The 18725-nt window shown below is 43.7% G+C and carries 9 protein-coding genes; 8 read left to right on the top strand and 1 reads right to left on the bottom strand.

Annotated elements, in window-relative coordinates:
* Positions 1-241: 241 nt before the first annotated feature.
* The 3 genes from B3O12_RS13415 to B3O12_RS13405 all read left to right on the top strand — a co-directional run bounded on the left by B3O12_RS13415 (position 242) and on the right by B3O12_RS13405 (position 4429).
* Entirely contained in the window at positions 242-1417 is a 1176-nt protein-coding gene (locus B3O12_RS13415) for a hypothetical protein (RefSeq protein ID WP_286756650.1), read from the top strand.
* Between the two features lie 89 nt (positions 1418-1506).
* Positions 1507-1827 carry a PadR family transcriptional regulator gene (locus tag B3O12_RS13410; RefSeq protein ID WP_189629466.1) on the top strand — a complete coding sequence of 107 codons (321 nt, stop codon included), beginning with the start codon at positions 1507-1509 and terminating at the stop codon, positions 1825-1827.
* A gap of 4 nt (positions 1828-1831) precedes the next feature.
* Entirely contained in the window at positions 1832-4429 is a 2598-nt protein-coding gene (locus B3O12_RS13405; protein WP_286756649.1) for an ABC transporter permease, read from the top strand.
* A 170-nt stretch (positions 4430-4599) separates the two neighbouring features.
* Here B3O12_RS13405 and B3O12_RS13400 read toward each other — a convergent pair whose 3' ends face one another.
* Positions 4600-7695, bottom strand: coding sequence for a VPS10 domain-containing protein (locus B3O12_RS13400; protein WP_286756648.1), 3096 nt, complete (start codon positions 7693-7695; stop codon positions 4600-4602).
* Positions 7696-8098: 403 nt separating this feature from the next.
* Between B3O12_RS13400 and B3O12_RS13395 the strand changes: the two genes are divergently transcribed.
* From B3O12_RS13395 to B3O12_RS13375, 5 genes are all read left to right on the top strand, one after another.
* Positions 8099-10471 (top strand): ABC transporter permease, encoded by a 2373-nt coding sequence (locus B3O12_RS13395; RefSeq protein WP_286756647.1) that lies wholly within the window; start codon positions 8099-8101, stop codon positions 10469-10471.
* 104 nt (positions 10472-10575) lie between these two features.
* On the top strand, positions 10576-10917 hold the full coding sequence (locus tag B3O12_RS13390; RefSeq protein WP_286756646.1) for a PadR family transcriptional regulator: 342 nt from the start codon (positions 10576-10578) through the stop codon (positions 10915-10917).
* 102 nt (positions 10918-11019) lie between these two features.
* A complete protein-coding gene (locus B3O12_RS13385) occupies positions 11020-13632 on the top strand; it encodes an FtsX-like permease family protein (protein WP_286756645.1) in 2613 nt (870 codons plus the stop codon).
* A 32-nt stretch (positions 13633-13664) separates the two neighbouring features.
* Positions 13665-16292, top strand: coding sequence for an ABC transporter permease (locus tag B3O12_RS13380; protein WP_286756644.1), 2628 nt, complete (start codon positions 13665-13667; stop codon positions 16290-16292).
* 112 nt (positions 16293-16404) lie between these two features.
* On the top strand, positions 16405-18725 hold a 2321-nt coding region (locus B3O12_RS13375), incomplete at its 3' end, for an ABC transporter permease (protein WP_286756643.1).

Here is an 18725-nt window from a genome sequence, read left to right as displayed (position 1 = left end):
CGCAAGAAGTATATTTCTGAACCTTGCCTCCATTTGTGTCTTCACAAATGGCTGTTAAAAGACGCTATGAGGACACAGCTTGTGGCCAGTATACCGGATCTAACAAATGCGATCTAAATGAGTAACCCTAAAACCTAAAGTAAAATATTGTCTTATTTAACTTTACTATTAAACTTATAAGTTATATTTTAATATTCCTTTCTCCCTAACACACACAACATTTAAATAATCACACCAATAAATGAAATCAATTGTTCTTACTATTGTATTAGGGAGTACTATACCCATTGATGGACTCTATGCGCAGAGACCTCAAGTGGTAAGTGCTGTTATTGACGGCTGCGGCCTAAGTGATGGCTATGGAGAGTATGTAGTGGTGTACGGTGGCGGCTCATCATTCACCCTCTCTCCCTCTACGCTCGATTTAAGGTATGGCACATCGTCTCCGGCCTCAACCACCTTTACCGATAGCTTCGAAAGTCTATCTGTTGCTGCTACATGGGCCTCTACCCTCAACGCACTGCTACCACTAAGCGGTTGTTCCGATCTAAATTTCATTGGTGCTTCTTCCGGCTCGACCATTCCTTCCGGAAGCCACCTGGTGGTATTTAATAATATAAACCTTACATCTATTAATTTTTCCGGGTGGTGTGGCTTAGGCCTTGGCAATGTATATGTTGTGCTTTCTAACGATAGTTCCTGGCCAGACAACGGTCTATTTGCCAACAGCCCCTCCGGCTTCAGGTACTTTCAGTCTATTGTAAACGGTACTACCACCAATTTTAACTACCAAAACCTATGGGCCTCTACAAGAAACGGCAATTACCTTGTATGGCACAATGGTGGAGGTGCGCCTTTTGTTTATGCCAATTATCCTAATTGTAACCCAACCGATGGGCAATCATTGCCTGTTGACCTTATTAGTTTTAAAGTAATCGCGAGAACAACAGATGTGATGATCACCTGGTCTACAGCATGGGAAGTAAACAACAGTCATTTTGAGGTGCAGCGCTCACCGAACGGATGGGACTGGAACGTAGTGGGTGAGGTAGAAGGGAGTGCTCATGCAACACATACCATAGCCTACAGTTTCGTTGATGCAGAACCGCTTGACTATAGATCATATTACAGGCTAAAGCAAGTAGATTTTTCCGGGCAGAGCGAAATCTTTGAAGTGCAAAGCGTCTATTTTAAACGCGAGTTCAAGGTGAAAATAGTATCGAACCCGGTGAGCGAAATTCTTACCCTAACCGGTAATCGGCCACTAGAATATTTGCAAGCAACCAACAACAGCGGACAGTTTTTCGACCTAAGACCTATTGACAGTAATACCTACAATGTATCTCACCTTGGAGCAGGCTATTACCGACTGATTATTCCCAAACACCCTCCCATCTCATTTATTGTGGATAGATAAAATCATTAAAAACTACATTTAAGGTAAAAACTAATTAAATCGCTTTGTCCCTGAATTATTAAAAACTACATTTAAGGCAAAAATTAAAAATGGGCAAACATCATCTGGGAGAGTTTGAGGAGATAGTAATGCTCACCGTGGCCATTCTCAAAGAAGAAGCCTACGGTGTATCTATTATCGAAGAAATGGAAACCCGTCTGAATCGGTCAGTCAGCATGGGAGCATTGCAAACTGTTTTGAAACGCCTCGAAGGCAAAGGCTACCTGGAGTCTGAACTAAAAGGAGCCACTAAAATACGTGGCGGCAAGCGCAAAAGGTACTTTACTCTAACCTCACTGGGGAAATCGGTGCTTAAGGAAACCAAGGAACAGCGCCTCGGGCTTTGGAACGCCATTCCAGATTTTGCCTAAGGTTATGAAAAACACCAACCCTCCTCAGTTGCTTTTGCGCTTCTTTCGGTGGTTTTGCGATCCATATATGGCAGAACACCTGGAAGGAGACTTGCTCGAGCGGTTCGAAAAAAGACAGTTGGAACGCGGCTCAGCCAAAGCAAAATTTCTTTTCGCGAAAGATGTTCTTCTGCTGCTAAGACCCGGCATTGTTCGCTCCTTTAAAGGATATCAAAAACTCAATTATTACGACATGTTCAAACACAACTTAATCATTACGCTCCGGTCGTTTGTTCGACACAAAAGCTCCTTTATCATCAACCTACTAGGCCTCACCACAGGCTTGACCTGTGTACTGCTTATTTATCTTTGGGTGAATGACGAACTGTTGGTTGATGGTTTTCATGAAAATAAAGAAAGCCTCTACCATATTATGTCTAACCATACCGATGCTAGTGGCACATTTACTATAAAAGGCACTCCCGGTCTGTTGCACGAAGAAATAAAAAACCAGGTGCCCGAAGTCCAATGGGCTGCCGTCTATACCGACCCTCATGAATACACTGTATCGGTGAGCGGAAGCACGCCATTATCGCTCAAAGTGCAAGGTAGATTTGCCAACCAGGAGTACCTGAGTGCCTTTTCATTTCCGTTGAAGGCGGGTCAATCGCAAAGCCTGCTGTCATCTAACTACGATGCACTAATTACCGAATCGCTGGCGGAGCGCCTTTTCCCCAATCAGGATGCTCTGGGACAAACTATAGAATGGCACTTTAGAGGCTCTAAAACCGAATTCAAAGTGAGTGGTTTGTTGGAAAACATTCCCCAAAATAGTTCTGAGCAATTTGAGCTTATTCTTCCATGGAATTACTTCCACGATGAACTCATTACCTACAAACAATGGGGTAACTACTATGCCCGCCAATCTGTGGTTATTGGCCCGGGTAGTTCTGCCGAGGTAGTGGGTCAAAAAATAGATGATATTTTTAAGGCGAACTTGCCCGATACCAGGGTAGAGTTGTTTCTAAGTCCATACACCGACCTATATCTGCATGGTAAATTCATTAATGGCGAGCAGGCCGGTGGACGCATAGAATCGGTACGGCTTCTCTCCTTTATTGCCTTACTTATTTTGCTTATCGCCTGCATTAATTTTATCAATTTAACCACCGCAAGAGCCTCGCAACGTATGAAAGAAGTGGGGGTTAAAAAATCGTTGGGGGCTACCCGACAATCGCTAGCCTATCAGTTTTTAACCGAATCGGTACTACTCTGCGCATTGGCCACTTTACTAGCCTTCTTGCTGGTATTTTTACTACTTCCTGAATTTAATCATATCACCCAAAAAAATATCCGTCTTGTGTTTAGTCCGCAACTGCTTGTTGCCGCCACTGTCTTGTTGTTGGTGGTAGGACTGTTGGCCGGAAGTTATCCTGCCCTGCACCTTTCCCGACTCAAGGCCCTGCTTATTTTAAAAGGTTTTAAAGCCACCAATAACTCAAGTGGAATAGGCCGAAAAGCCCTGGTGGTATTTCAATTCGCTCTTTCAACGGTACTCATTGTAAGTGTGGTGGTCATTTTCAGGCAAATGGAATTGGTACAAACTAAAAACTTGGGCTACGACCGCAATAACCTGATTTACTTTGAGCGAGAAGGGCAGCTTACCGATCAGTACGAGGCCTTTCTCGCTGAACTCAAAAACTTACCGGGGGTAGAAAATGCTGCAGTTTCGGGCTTTATGGTTGGGGGCATGAACTCTACCGGAGGTGTTGGTTGGAAGGGCAAAACGGACGAGGATCAGATTCAGTTTTGGGAATATAATGCGGGCTTAAACTCTGTGGAACTGCTGGGAGTGGAATTTCTGAAAGGCCGAGGATTTTCAGAAGAGTTTAAGACAAACGAGAACGGAGTTATCTTTAATGAAACGGCTATCAAAGCCATGGGCATGGGCATGGAAGATCCAATTGGCAAAACCGTTTATCATTATACGGGTCAAAAACAGATTGTAGGCGTTGTAAAAGATTTTTCGATCGCATCCATCCATAAACCGGCAGAACCGGCCCTTTTTCTATACCGTCCGGAATCTACTCATTTCATTATGGCCAGAATCAATGGTGAGCAAACTTCAACTACTTTACAGCAAATTGAGAAGCTCTACAGCCAGTTCAATCCTGAATTCCCATTCAAACCCATATTTGTAGATCAAGACTATCAGGCCCTATATGCTTCCGAACAACGAATGGCAGTGCTATCGCGCTACTCGGCCATATTGGCTATTCTTATTTCTTGTTTGGGACTGTTTGGGCTTACTGCTTATACCACCGAAAAAAGGGTAAAGCAAATCAGCATAAGAAAGGTTCTGGGGTCTGGGGTCTGGCGAATAATTGTACTACTCACCGGCCAGTTTTCAATTTTAGTCGGGCTGGGCATCATCATAGCTCTGCCGCTCAGCTACTGGGCTGCCCAACAATGGTTGAGTGACTTTGCGTATCAAATTGAACTGAAATGGTGGTTCTTTGCTTTGGCTGGCCTTGGCACTCTGTTACTGGCATGGCTCACCGTATTTGGGCAAACGTTTAAGGCTGCCAGGGTAAACCCTGCCACCAACCTGCGTAATGAATAAACAATGCTGTCTTAAAAGTTATTGCTTGCGTCATTCCCTGCCTAACGCCTAGGGTATGTTTGATTCAGAATCTCCACTGACCTTGCTTCTAAGCTCTTTGGAGATTCTCGATCGAGTTTGAGAACGCTAACTTTTAAGACAGCACCTTACTAATTGAGGGGCTTTCTTGGTTAATTAAAGCCTTTCACCAGCTCCAGATTTAGTCCCTCTACAAAGCTTTTATAGGCAACCCACTCATTATTAAAAAAGTCATTGATTCTTTGAAGTACCGGTTGCCAATTCTTACTCACATTACTATAAGCATATTGAGCCGCCTGCGACAAGGGATCGTAGCTACCTCCTATTTTGCTCCTTAGATTGCCCAACTGGTTAGAAATAGCATTAGGATCACTCCTAAAACCCTGAACCGGCTTTTCAAAAATCAACTCCCTCAAAGCCGCCAGCTCCTTTTTTACCTGACCTGACTTCTTTCTTAGCTCTTCATTGTCTTCATCAAGAACCTCTACCCTGCTCACAATTTGTTGTGCTTCGGTAAGCCGATCTACCGCCTCAGTCATTTCGGTCACTAGTGCATTGTATTGGGTAATAAACCTTTGTTTCTCTTCTAAAGCCGGCATATCCCACTCAACCCGCTCATCTTTTAACAAATTGAGTGTTCCGGAGGCAGAAGTTCCGTTATAAGTAAGTTTTACGGTATATGTACCGGGCAGCGCATCGTAGCCACCGGGAGGAGTTACCTCTTCCCCTGTGGGCTTTCTTTGACCGGGACGTCTCACACCATCTGTTTCGAATCCCCAATACACCCTGTTTAGCCCTTGATCCGGTGCAAAGTACCGGGTTCTGATCACTTCGCCATTGGCATCGGATATTTCCATTTTAACGCGTCCTTTCTTCTCTTTCACATAGAAGTTAATGGCTGCGCTAAACGGTTTATTCTCTCCGAAGAACATACCATGGCCTGTACTTCTGTAGCCCCAGTATGGGCCAATAATAGCATTAGTGGCATCAGGAATTGAAAATAGATGCAGTTCTTTCTCCATGAGCTTGTCGGCACCCAGGCTGGTTGCTTCACGCAAAGGCCTTATGTCGTCCAAAATCCAGATGGCACGACCAAAAGTACCTATTATCAGATCGTGTTCTCTGGGGTGAATAGCCAGATCCATAGTGGGTACTGTGGGGAATCCGTGTGTCCACTTTTCCCAGGTCTGGCTGCCATCCATACTTACATATAGGCCTGATTCTGTACCCAAAAACATTAGGTTTGGCTCAACCGGATCTTGCACAAAAGCAAGCGCAAAACCAAACACATCAGTATCGTCTACAATTCGTTTCCAGGTGCGTCCGTAGTTGGTAGTCTGATACACATAGGGAGACCAGTTATCTCTGCGGTGGTCATCGAACACGACCACAGCAGTACCCTCGCTGTGAGTACTGGCCTTTATTTGTTGTACCCAAGTGGCCTCCGGCAATCCGGGAAACTTTCCGGCACTATTCGTCCAGTTTTTACCTCCATCGCGCGTCAGTTGTACGTTACCATCATCCGTACCCACCCATATTAATCCCTGCTCTCTGGTGCTTGGCTCTATTACCGTAATGGTAGTGTGCATCTCAGCACCTGAGTTATCATAGTTGAGCCCTCCGGTATCGAACTGCTTCTGTTTTTCGGGGTTATTTGTGGTAAGGTCTGGTGAAATAATTTCCCAGGTCAATCCATGGTCGCCCGACTTAAACAAGTACTGGGCTCCAAGGTATACAGTCTTCTTATCGAAGGGGTCTATATTCACTCCGGCATTCCAATTCCAGCGTAGTTCTTCTCCATTAGGATGCTCGGGTTGAATACCCAGCATTTTGCCGGTTTCTCTGTCGTAGCGTTGAATGTTAGCTCCTTGGCTCAATGAGTATCCATAGCGTGAATCTAGCGGGTCGGGTACTACATCGAAACCGTCTCCTCCTACAATTCTTTCCCAGTAGCTATTCCTTATTCCTCCCTGCTTCAGCAGCTGACTTGGCCCTAACCAGGCACCATTATCTTGCATACCGCCCATTACATTGTATGGGGTTTCCATATCGTAATTCACATGGTAAAACTGGCCAATCGGCAGGTTTTCCGAATATTGCCAGCTACCACCGCGGTCGGTGCTCAGCACTAGCCCTCCATCATTACCCAACACCATAAAGTCGGGATTATCGGGATGCACATAAAAAGCATGATTATCGACATGTACATAGCCGGGGTTTACAAAAGTGCTAAAGCTTCGGCCACCGTCTTCGCTAAATGTAACTGTGGTGTGCAGCGAATACACTCTGTTTTCGTTTTTAGGGTCTACATAAATCTCGGCATAATAAAACGGTCGGTTACCAATACCACTTTCGCCTTTGTTGGAAATCCTATACCAAGTTTCACCTCCATTGTCGGAGCGATACAGGGCATTCTCTTTCGACTCTACATAGGCGTAAATCCGATCGGGCATAGAGGGAGCTATGGCCAATCCTATTCGTCCCAAATCCCCTTTAGGTAACCCATGTTCAGCCGTCTTTCTCTTCCAGGTTTCTCCACCATCATGCGAAATATAGATACCCGAGGCTGGCCCTCCCGAATTAAAAAACCAGGGCCATCTTCTATGCTCCCACATAGCCGCAACGAGCTTATTGGGGTTAGTAGGATCTATCACAAGGTCAGCAATTCCTGCACCGGGCACATCATAAAGCACCTTTTTCCAGGTCTTTCCACCATCAGTTGTTTTAAAAACACCTCTCTCCGGATGCTCGGCCCATGGAGAGCCAATAGCCCCCACCCAAACGGTATTGGGATCGCTCGGATGCACAATTATGCGATGGATGTTTTTTGTCTTTTCTAAGCCCATATGTTGCCAGGTTCTTCCGGCATCCAGGCTTTTATAAATTCCATAACCCGAATTGAGCGAGTTTCTTGGATTACCCTCACCGGTACCTACCCATATAGTGCTAGGGTTGGAAGGATCTATCTTTACCGCTCCTACCGAAGCTACTTCCTGATTGTCAAAAACAGGCTGCCAGGTAGTTCCTCCACTGGTAGACTTCCACAAACCTCCGGAGGCTGTTCCGGCATAGATAATGTTAGTGTTGTGCCGAACTACATCGATAGACGTAATTCTTCCGGACATTCCTGCCGGGCCAATAGACCTCGGCTTCATGGTTTCGAATAAAGAGAGGTCCGTTTGAGCCTGTAAGCTGCTATATGTAAAAGCAACTAATAGAAAGAGTAGGGCTTTGGATGATTTAATCATGGAGCAAATGGTTTTGCTCAAAAATAGCTTATCCTAAACAGTCCTATAAATATGTTTATCTGAGTGGTTATTGGTAGAATAAGAAAACGTAACTGATCTAAAACAGCCTTGCATATTTCAATCAAGGCCTTTCTAAACATCCATATAGCACTCTTTGCATTTTTGCCAGACTTTTTAAGCAAGTTAGACCAAATCGGCCTAGTTATGCATTTTTAGTCCACATCCCGATAAATAAGGGGTGTTCAAACTCAACAAACCAAAAAGGGGGTTTCTGCTATGCAACCTTCAAGGTTTAATAAAATCTATGAAGTGTTTGAACTCGCAAACAAAAGACAGGAACTGATTTAGATGAGCTCAAAGGTATTTTATCCAATTCAGTAAGAGCTGACCAAATTTCACATCAATGCTAAGACATCATTTTCTAAGTAGTTTCAGATACCTTAAGAAAAACAAAGTTTACTCCCTACTAAACATTGGAGGCCTGGCAGCGGGGATTTCCATTGCCCTTCTGGTTGCCCTTTGGATCAATGATGAGCTTTCTTTCAATAAGTACCATGAGAATTACGATAGAGTGGTTAAAGTACTGAGAAAAAATACCCAAGGAGAAATTTCAGTTAGCGACACCCATGTGGGCAAACTTGGCGAATTATTGAACGAGGATTACCCATCCCTATTCAAACATGTTGTTTTAGCTTCAAGCCCAAAGCAACATGTTTTATCAACCAATGAGAAAACCTTTACTCAAACCGGAATTTTTATTCAGGATGGCGCACCTGAGCTCCTCTCTCTAAAAATGAAAAAGGGAAGCTGGGATGGACTGAAAGATTTGAATTCAATTATGCTTTCAGAGTCATTGGCTACTAAACTATTTGGGGACAAGGATCCGATTAACCAATTCATTAAGGTGAATGCCGAATGGACCTTACTGGTTACTGGGGTTTATGAAGATTTACCTAAAAACTCTTCGTTCGCAGAGGCATCCTTCTTCTCTCCTATAGAACGATATTACAAGGACAGCCCAAGACTTTACAACTGGCGTGTTTATTCCATGAATATTTATGCTGAATTGTTACCAAATGTAGATATAGATGTTGCTTCGGAGACCATAGAACAACTGATGAATCAACATTCTGAAAAAGCAGAAAGTGCTCTTTTTCTTCAGCCAATGAGTGATTGGCATTTGTACTCTTCTTTTGAAAACGGTAGCCGGGTAATGAGCGAGTCTTTAAAATTCATTTGGTTCTATGGACTAATAGGCACATTTGTGTTGCTGCTAGCCTGCATAAACTTTATGAACCTTAGCACAGCCAAATCAACAAATAGAGCTAAAGAAATTGGGATTCGTAAAGTATTGGGCTCAAAGCGCTCCCAGCTTGTTTACTATTTCCTAAGCGAATCCATTATCAACACCTTTCTGGCCTTTCTTTTATCTATTATAGTAACGACACTCCTGCTACCATGGTTTAATGATCTGGCCTATAAAAGCATCAAATTCCCTTGGGCCAACTTGAGCTTTTGGCTGTATGCACTCATCTTCATCGGTGCCACTTCTTTTATAGCGGGAAGTTACCCTGCTATTTATCTTTCTTCACTTGCCCCAACTAAAACACTAAAAAGAAAGCCTTCTAAGAAAAGGGTATTTAACCAAAGAAAAGTTTTGGTAGTAGTTCAGTATACCATTTCCATTTCATTGATCATTGGAACTTTAGTAGTTCGCAAACAGATAGAGTTTGCCAAGAACAGGTCGCTTGGTTATAATCAACAAGGCCTTCTGACAGTTAATTCTAAATCGCCAGACTTTGCGGGTAAATTTGAATTGCTAAGAAGTAACCTCATATCTACGGGGGTTGTTTCTGAAGTAGCTGAGGCCGACCACCCTTTAACTACCATACGAGGAAACAATAATGGCTTTGATTGGAACGGTAGACCTGAAGAATCGAACCCAATGTTCAACACCGTAATGGTTTCCCCTGAATATGGTAAAACTGTAGGATGGAATATTATCGAGGGAAGAGACTTCTCAAGAGAATTCTCATCCAATAGAAACTCAATTATACTTAGTGAATCTGCAGTGAAAGTAATGGGGCTTGAAAACCCCGTTGGAGAAAGAATAAGATCCAGATATGCTTATGATGGAAAGACAGAGTTCACAGTAATTGGTGTGATTGAGGATATGGTTAAGGAATCTCCCTTCGACCCACCTATGCCAGCGATTATTTTTCCTTCAGAAAATGACATGGAGTGGTTATTTATTCGATTGAACACGGCCGAGAAAACTGCCTCTGCTATTAACAAAATTGACAAAGTGTTTGTGAGCGTTCTTCCAAACACCCCGGTAAGCTACGAACTTACAGAAGATGTGTACTCATTGAAGTTCCAAGCAGAGGAGCGACTTGGCAAACTAGTCGGTTTCTTTAGTGCATTAGCCATTTTTATTAGCTGTTTAGGGCTTTTCGGCATGGCCTCTTATATGGCAGAAAAACGCAGCAAAGAAATTGGCATTAGAAAAATATTAGGTACCAGCACTGAAGGGCTATGGGTATTGTTATCAAAAGACTTCGGTATTCTAATACTTATAGCCTGTCTTATTTCTTCTCCATTGGCCTACAAAGTTTTGGACAATTGGCTTCAAGGCTATGAGGTTAGAACTGAACTTTCATGGTGGTTATTTGTAGTTGCAGGCCTCTCTGCTGTTCTTATCACCCTAGCTTCTGTAAGTATTCAAACCTTCAAAATAATTCTCAAAACTCCTTTAAGCTACCTTAAGGAAGATTAAGCCACTTAAAGAAGAACCCAAATAGAGGTTTGGCTATATTTCTTACTAAAAAGTAGAACATATAAATTTTAATACCGTACATTTGTTCTACAATCTAGTATGTTATGAAAGAAACTAAACTGGGCGATTTTGAGGAGGTAATTCTCTTGTTGGTTGGCATTCTTGACAAGGAGGCTTATGCCTTTAGAATTGCCGAAGAATTTGAATCGCAAACGAAAAGGGCCGTATCCATTGGCGCTGTGCACTCTACCCTTAACCGATTGGGCGAAAAAGGTTTTTTAACCTCAGCAATGGGTGGCGCAACTGCCGAGAGAGGCGGTCGGAGAAAGCGGATTTACCAAATCACTGCCGCAGGACAACGGGCATTAGAAGAATCTAAAGACTTTAAAATGTCACTTTGGAATCAGTTCCCTGCTTTTGCCGGCAATTTGAAATTCAATTTTTAAACGTGACTGAGAGCCATCCTGTAGACTGGCAACAAGGTGGTTTCCCTCTACAAAGAGGAAGCTACCACTGTCATAACTACTCCGCAATGACGCCTCAAAAAAATGAAGAACTCTAAAAGACATATTGCCCCTCCTCGCTTGGCAGAAAAGCTACTGCTCTGGTTCTTGAAAGATGAACTGGCGGAAGAGGTGTTGGGCGATTTGGACGAGAAGTTCTATTCAACAGCAGAAAAACACTCAACACGAAAGGCAAAGCGCAACTATTGGTTTCAGGTCATTAACTATATGCGCCCTTTTGCTTTCAGGAAATGCAAGTCAAATCACTCAAAATCAACAGCCATGTTTAAACACAATCTGCTTATTTCATTCCGAAGCTTTCAGCGCTATAAAAGCACATTTTTGATCAACCTCTTCGGCTTAGCTACCGGTTTGGCCAGTGCACTCCTCATCTACCTTTGGGTATATGATGAACTAAACACTGATAAGTTCAATGAAAAAGACAGCAACCGTCATGTTCAGGTAATACATACCTATCCAACTTCCGGAACTTACCATACCGGCATAAATGGTTCTACTCCTAACCCGCTTTTTGAAGAGCTGGCTAAAGAAATGCCCGAAATAGACTATGCCTTTCCCGTGGCTGCCCATAGCGAATTCAGGGGAGTTCTCTCAGCTGGAGACAGAAATATCAGGGCTAAATATCAGTTTATTGGAAAAGGATATTTCAATGCATTTCCGGGCAATTTTCTCTTCGGCAACAAACATGAAATCTTGACTGAGAAGGGTGAGGTAGCCATTTCGGAAAAATTAGCCACCACCCTGTTCAACTCGGCAGAAGATGCCATGGGTAAGTTGGTAGATTTCAAAGACGAAGGCTATGGCGGCACTTACATGGTCACAGGGGTTTTCAAGGCAACTGAAAACAACTCTGCAAACTATGATATGCTCTTTAGTTTCGAACTCTACAGAACAGAAGACATGATGCAATGGTACAATAGCGGAGTCCAAGCACATTTTATCTTAAAAGAGGGAGTTGATCTCAACCAGTTAAACGCTAAACTAGAAACCTACCTTTCCACTATTTATGATAACTGGAAAGATATTCTCTACGCACAACCTTATTCAGAGCGATACCTCTATGGTAAGTACGAAAATGGAAAACCACTTCCGGGAAGAATCCAATACGTCAAGCTCTTCTCGGCAATCGCCATTTTTGTCTTGGTTATTGCATGTATCAATTACATGAATTTCTCCACTGCCAATGCCTCCAGAAGAATTAAGGAAATAGGAGTAAAAAAAGCCATTGGTGCCAGCCGGAAAGCCCTCGTTTATCAGTATTTCGGAGAATCAGTTTCCATGGCTTTGCTTTCATTACTGCTGGCCATTGGTATAGCTATGTTCTTGCTGCCACAGTTTAACAGCATTACTGGCAAGGAGTTGACATTCGCTTTCTCTGGCCGCTTTATGATGGCAATTCTCTCCATTACCCTGCTCACCGGAATACTCTCAGGTATTTATCCGGCACTCATGCTCTCGGGCTTCAATCCAGTAGTTGCACTCAAGGGTAAGCTAAAAGGCACTGGAGGCAGTATCTGGTTGCGCAAAGGATTGGTGATCTTTCAATTTGCAGTTTCTGTTATTCTGATAGTCTCTGTTCTGGTCGTTTACAAGCAGGTAGAGTATATACAAACTACAAACCTAGGATACGACAGAGAACATATTATTACCTTCCCAAAAGAAGGAAAACTCAAAACTGATTTTGAGCCCTTTCTTACAGCACTCAGAAACATACCGGGTGTGGTGAACGCCTCGCAAATGAGCGGAAATATTCCTGGCGATATCGCTTACTCTCAAGGCTACAAATGGGAAGGCATGACCGATGATGACAAAAGCCTAAGGTTTTACCAGATTCGAGGAGGGTATGAGCTAATCGACCTGTTGGGAATTGAGCTCAAGGATGGAAGAACATTCTCTAGAGAATTCCCTACAGATGTAGACGCCATTATACTAAACGAAGCAGCTGTTGAAATGACCCAGCTTGAGAACCCGGTGGGTCAGAAGTTCGGCAACTACAACCCGAGAGCAAAAACCAAAGAGGTTATAGGAGTGGTGAAAAACTTCCATTTTCAATCGCTTCAAGAAAAAGTGCGCCCCTTCTTCTTTTCCATTAGCGACAATGGTAGAAAATTCATTGTGAAGCTCAAAGCGGGCATGGAAAGAGAGACAATTGACAAAATTGAGTCTGCATACACTAGCTTCAACGAGGGCTATCCTTTTGAATTTAGGTTTTTAGATGATGACTACCAGGCCGCCTATGCCGCTGAAGAGCGAGTTACGGCATTAACTAAATACTTTGCAGGAATTGTCATCACCATCTCTTGTCTGGGCTTGTTGGCCTTAACAGCCTTTAGCACGCAGCGTAGGTTCAAAGAAATTGCCATCAGAAAAGTATTGGGCTCAACCAGTACGGCTATAGCTAGATTACTCTCCCAAGAGTTCGTAATTCTTGTCCTATTGGCTATTCTAATTGCCCTACCTATTAGTTATTACTTCATGAGAAACTGGCTCGACAGTTTTGCATACCGAATAGAGCTGAAGCCCCTATACTTTATTCTAGGTGGAGTATTAATGATGGTGGTAGCCTGGCTAACCATTGCATCTCAGACGGCAAAGTCAGCAAAAGTGAATATAACGGAAAGCCTAAGGAGCGAGTGAGTTTCAACAAAAAACATACTACCCCTCCTCGCTTGGCAGAAAAGCTACTGCTCTGGTTCTTGAAAGATGAACTGGCAGAAGAGGTGTTGGGCGATCTGGACGAGAAATTCTATTCAACAGCAGAAAAACACTCAACTCGAAAGGCAAAGCGCAACTATTGGTTTCAGGTCATTAACTATATGCGCCCTTTTGCCTTCAAAGCCACAAAAACTCAGCGTATAACAACAAATCTTATGATTGGACATTTCTTTAAACTCTCCTGGAGAACACTTCAGCGCAACAAAATTTTTTCATCTATAAAAATTACCGGTTTTGCCATTGGCATTGCTGCCTGCATACTCATTTCACTATTCATTGGGCACGAACTTACCTACGATAGGCACTACCAAAATCAGGATCAGATTTTCCGAATAGCAAACCAATATGCCGGTACCGGAGACTTTGGTAGGTGGACAAACATGCAAGGGCCTTTTAAGCCCATTTTGGAAGACTACATTCCGGAAATAGAGTTGGTAGCCCGCACTGTATTTTGGAAGTGGGGAGATGTTGGCGAAAATCATATCAGAAGGTCAGACACAAACGCTAACATTTTTGAAAGTGGTTTCTTCTATGCCGACCCCGAACTATTAGAAATTCTGGAAATACCCATGGTATATGGCAATGCAAAGACAGCTCTCACCGAACCCAACAGCATTGTGATTTCCAAAAGTAAGGCCGACAAGTTCTTTCCCGGAATAAATCCGGTGGGTCAGCAGCTTATTTTAAATGATAGAGCAACTCAACCCTATACAATAGGGGGAGTAATGGAAGACTTACCCAACACTATGCATTTGCAAGGTGATTTTATACTCACTCTAAAGGGCCGGGAATCTGGCCCCGGTTCCACCGGCTGGTGTTGCTCCAATTATACCTTCTATATAAGAACCAAACCGGAAACCCAAAAAAGAGCCATTGAACAGAAACTTGTGAGGGTGAGAGACACCTACGTAATGGATAAACTGAGCGAAGCCGGGGTAACCGATCTGGAAGATATGCAAAAATACAGGTCGTATTATCTACAACCCATAGCCAATGTATATTTGAACCCTGAAGATATTGAAGACTATCAACAGCACGGCTCCATTGAACTGGTCTGGATTTTTGGTGCTATTGCCCTGGTTATCCTACTTCTGGCCTGCCTCAACTTCATCAATCTGTCAACTGCCAAATTAATTAACCGCTCCAAAGAGGTAGGACTCAGAAAGGTGGTAGGCTCATTCAGATCTGGGCTTATTTGGCAATTCCTTGTAGAATCTGTGTTCTATTGCTTTTTGGCTGTATTACTCGGGCTAGTATTTGTCACTCTGGCACTACCTACCTTTAACTTTATTGCCGAAAAGTCGCTGACTATTCCCTGGACAAGCCCCTGGTTCATACCTCTATTGCTGCTTTCTGTATTGGTAGTTGGGCTTATTTCAGGAATCTACCCTGCCCTATATCTATCAAAATTTTCACCAGCCGAGGCACTAAAGGGTAAAACACGGTTGAGCAGAAAGGCCTCTTTTGTGAGAGGCGGCATGGTGGTGTTTCAGTTTACTGCAACCGTAATTCTGATTATCTGCACACTGGTCTTGCACCAGCAATTCAACCACTACATGAACCAATCGTTGGGCTATGACAAAGAACAGGTCATCAATATTCTTGGGTTGGAATCACTCGAGCCTCAAAAACGCGATGTACTAAAAGAAGAATTGCTCCGTCTTCCAACCGTAGAGAGCGCCACACTTGGCGACTATCTACCTGTATCCGGAGGCCGAACCTCGAATGCTGGCTACTGGCTGGATGGCCGTAAAAGTATTGACCCCGGATTTGAGGCGGCCACATGGCTTGTAGACGAAGACTACCTCCAAACCATGAGCATGCGGTTGGTAGAAGGAAGAAACCTCACTGGCCAATCGCTCGACAGTGCCAGCATTATTATTAATCAAAGCATGCAAAAATACCTGCAATTGGAACAACCCATTGGGGCAAGACTCATAGACATGTTCGATAACAAATATGCCGTTATTGGTGTGGTCGAAGACTTTTATTTTGAGTCGCTTACAGGCAACATAAGCCCACTAGCAATGCTACAGGGCAAAGGTAGTTCTACACTCTCGGTAAAAGTAAACACTGATCAACTTAGCGAAGCCGTTGCAGGAGTCAGCTCGGTTTGGGCAAGTCTTAAACCCCATCAGCCCATTCGATATACTTTTCTAGACGATAGGTTCGAACGTATGTATGACGACTTACTAAGAGCCAAAACTATCTTCATTATCTTCAGTGTTTTGTCGGTTACTGTAGCCTGCCTTGGTTTGTTTGCCCTTTCTGCCTTTACCATAGAACAGCGAGGCAAAGAAATAAGCGTTAGGAAAGTGCTTGGGGCTAGTGTAAGCTGCATTTTCAGGCTTCTAGCCACCGATTTTATACGGCTGGTTCTTATCTCAATTGTTATAGCCATTCCTATTGGTTGGTACCTGGCTCAGGGCATTTTGCAAGATATGGCCAACACCATCCGACTTTCGTGGCCCCTATTCGGTCTGGCTGCGATCATCGCCTTTGCCGTTGCCCTGTTCACCATAAGTTTTGAAGCCATTAAAGCGGCTCTCGTCAACCCTGCAGAAAGGTTAAGATCCGAATGAAGTTGAAACACCCATACACGATTAGCCAAGTAATTCTCTCATCAATCTGGGAGATTGCCACAATCCTACCTCACCTGTTTACTGACTGGCATACTCAGACTTGTGGGGCACTATGAAGAACCCCAGGAACCATATTACCCCTCCTCGTCTGGCAGAAAAGCTACTTCTCTGGTTTTTGAAAGATGAGCTGGCCGAAGAGGTGTTGGGCGATCTGGACGAGAAGTTCTATTCAACTGCAGAAACCCATTCCCTACGAAAGGCCAGGCGCAACTACTGGTATCAGGTCATTCATTACCTGCGCCCCTTTGCCTTTCGTTTTTTCAAAATCAAAAACTCAAATACTATGATCAATCATAACTTTAAAGTGAGCTACCGACAGATGCTCAAGAACAAAGGCTATTCCTTTATCAATGTGGGCGGTTTGGCCATGGGCATGGTGGTGGCTATGCTCATCGGACTCTGGGTTGTGGACGAGCTAAATTTCAATAAGTATCACAAAAACTATGACCGCATTGCGCAGATACTGCGGGTAGAATCCAATGGTCAGGGCGGAGTAGCCGTGAACAACGCATTAGCCACCGGTATGGGCAACCTTGTGCGTGAATCTTTCCCCGACCAAATAGAGGAGCTATTTATGGTAAGGTCCAGAAAGCAAGCCCCGGTAATTACCAATGGCAACAAGAAATTTCGCGAAGCAGGTGTTTTTCTGGAAGAAAATGGCCCTGGTGTGCTCACATTAGATATGATTTACGGCAGCACTGAAGGGCTGAAAGAAACACGATCGGTTCTACTTTCCCAAACACTGTCCAAAAAGCTTTTTGGAGAGGAAAACCCCGTTGGAAAAACAGTAAAGCTCAATGCAGACATAGACTTGTTAGTTGGTGGGGTATATAAAGATTTACCCAAGAATTCTAAGTTTTCAGAGGCAGCGTTTTTCTCCCGACTCCTCCTCCTTTTTAGAGAGAATGAAGAGTCCATGAACGTTTGGAACAATTACAACATCGATATCTATGTAAAACTGGCCAACAATGTAAATCACGAACAGCTTGCCGAGCTCATTACTGAGAAAATCAAAGGGCATTATGATGATTGGGCAAGAGAGGCAAACCAAACGTTCATCCTTCATCCTATGAAAGACTGGCACTTGAATTCTGAATGGAAAGATGGGATGTCAGTGACAAGTCAGGAAAAGAAATTCGTTAGGCTCTATGGCGTAATTGGCGTATTTGTGCTGCTACTGGCCTGCATAAACTTTATGAATCTGAGTACCGCCAGATCTGAAAAACGGGCCAAAGAAGTTGGCATCCGTAAAACACTTGGTTCGCTCAGAAAACAGCTCATCACGCAGTTCTACATGGAGTCATTCCTTTATACCCTTTCTGCCTTTGGGCTGTCACTAATACTACTTTGGGCCTTACTACCTTGGTTCAATGAAACTTCAGGTAAAGGCATTTTGGCACCATGGGGTATGCCTGAGTTCTGGCTGGCCGGCACCGGGTTCATTTTATTTACATCCTTTATTTCAGGCTCTTACCCTGCCGCTTACCTTTCTAGTTTTAAACCGCTAAAGGCTTTAAAAGGTGGGCTCAAGTTTGGCAAAAGCGCCTCTATTCCGCGTAAGGTTTTGGTGGTATTTCAATTTACCATTTCCATTGCCCTGATTATCGGAACCATTACCGTAAACAACCAGATTCAGGCGGCCAAAGACCGCCCCATCGGTTACTCTCCAAAAGGAATGATCGCAATAGCTCCGGGCTCACCCCGGTTTGGTCAGCAAAAGGAATTATTGAAGCAAGAAATTCTGAAAACAGGAATGGCCGAAGCAATTGGCTTTTCCAACTATCCGGTAACCAGCACCTTAGGCTGGAACTACGGATTCTCATGGGAAGGCATGGACCCGGGATTCGATCAATCGTTCAACACCATCACTATTTCCAATGGATATGCCGATGCCGTAGGTATGGAGTTCATTACCGGCAGAGACTTCGACCCTACCAGAGAAACCGACAAGAACGCCATCATTATCAATGAATCGGCTATGAAAGCCATGCAACTGGAAAATCCGGTAGGTACAGTAGTGCGATACGATCCGGGCTGGCGAGAAGCGGTAAACTACACCATTATTGGTGTGGTAAAGGACATGATCAAAGGTGATCCCTTTCAGCAAACCGATCAGTCCATCATGTTCTTAGATCAGGAATACACCAGCTATATGTATATCCGCCTGAATCCGAATGTAAGTACGAGCGAATCTATTGCCGCCATTGGCGAAGTTTACCACCAAATTTTACCGGAAGCTCCATTCGACTTCCATTTTGCCGATGATCAATACAACCAAAAATTTGAGGCGGAACTTCGCATAGCAAGTCTTGCAAGGTTCTTTACCCTGTTGGCTATACTCATTAGTTGTTTAGGTTTATTTGGCCTTTCATC

It is taken from the genome of Roseivirga sp. UBA838 (assembly GCF_002296035.1).
In the GTDB taxonomy this organism is placed as follows: Bacteria; Bacteroidota; Bacteroidia; order Cytophagales; family Cyclobacteriaceae; genus Roseivirga; species Roseivirga thermotolerans.
Note: the sequence above shows the minus strand (reverse complement) of the source record. Positions and strands in the feature narration are given on the sequence as shown.

What these genes read in the sequence shown, in the direction of transcription:
- B3O12_RS13385 (WP_286756645.1), top strand. Translation starts at nt 11,020, where the DNA reads ATGAAGAACTCTAAAAGACATATTGCCCCTCCTCGCTTGGCAGAAAAG.
- B3O12_RS13405 (WP_286756649.1), top strand. Translation starts at nt 1,832, where the DNA reads ATGAAAAACACCAACCCTCCTCAGTTGCTTTTGCGCTTCTTTCGGTGG.
- B3O12_RS13400 (WP_286756648.1), bottom strand. Translation starts at nt 7,695, where the DNA reads ATGATTAAATCATCCAAAGCCCTACTCTTTCTATTAGTTGCTTTTACA.
- B3O12_RS13415 (WP_286756650.1), top strand. Translation starts at nt 242, where the DNA reads ATGAAATCAATTGTTCTTACTATTGTATTAGGGAGTACTATACCCATT.
- B3O12_RS13390 (WP_286756646.1), top strand. Translation starts at nt 10,576, where the DNA reads ATGAAAGAAACTAAACTGGGCGATTTTGAGGAGGTAATTCTCTTGTTG.
- B3O12_RS13410 (WP_189629466.1), top strand. Translation starts at nt 1,507, where the DNA reads ATGGGCAAACATCATCTGGGAGAGTTTGAGGAGATAGTAATGCTCACC.
- B3O12_RS13395 (WP_286756647.1), top strand. Translation starts at nt 8,099, where the DNA reads ATGCTAAGACATCATTTTCTAAGTAGTTTCAGATACCTTAAGAAAAAC.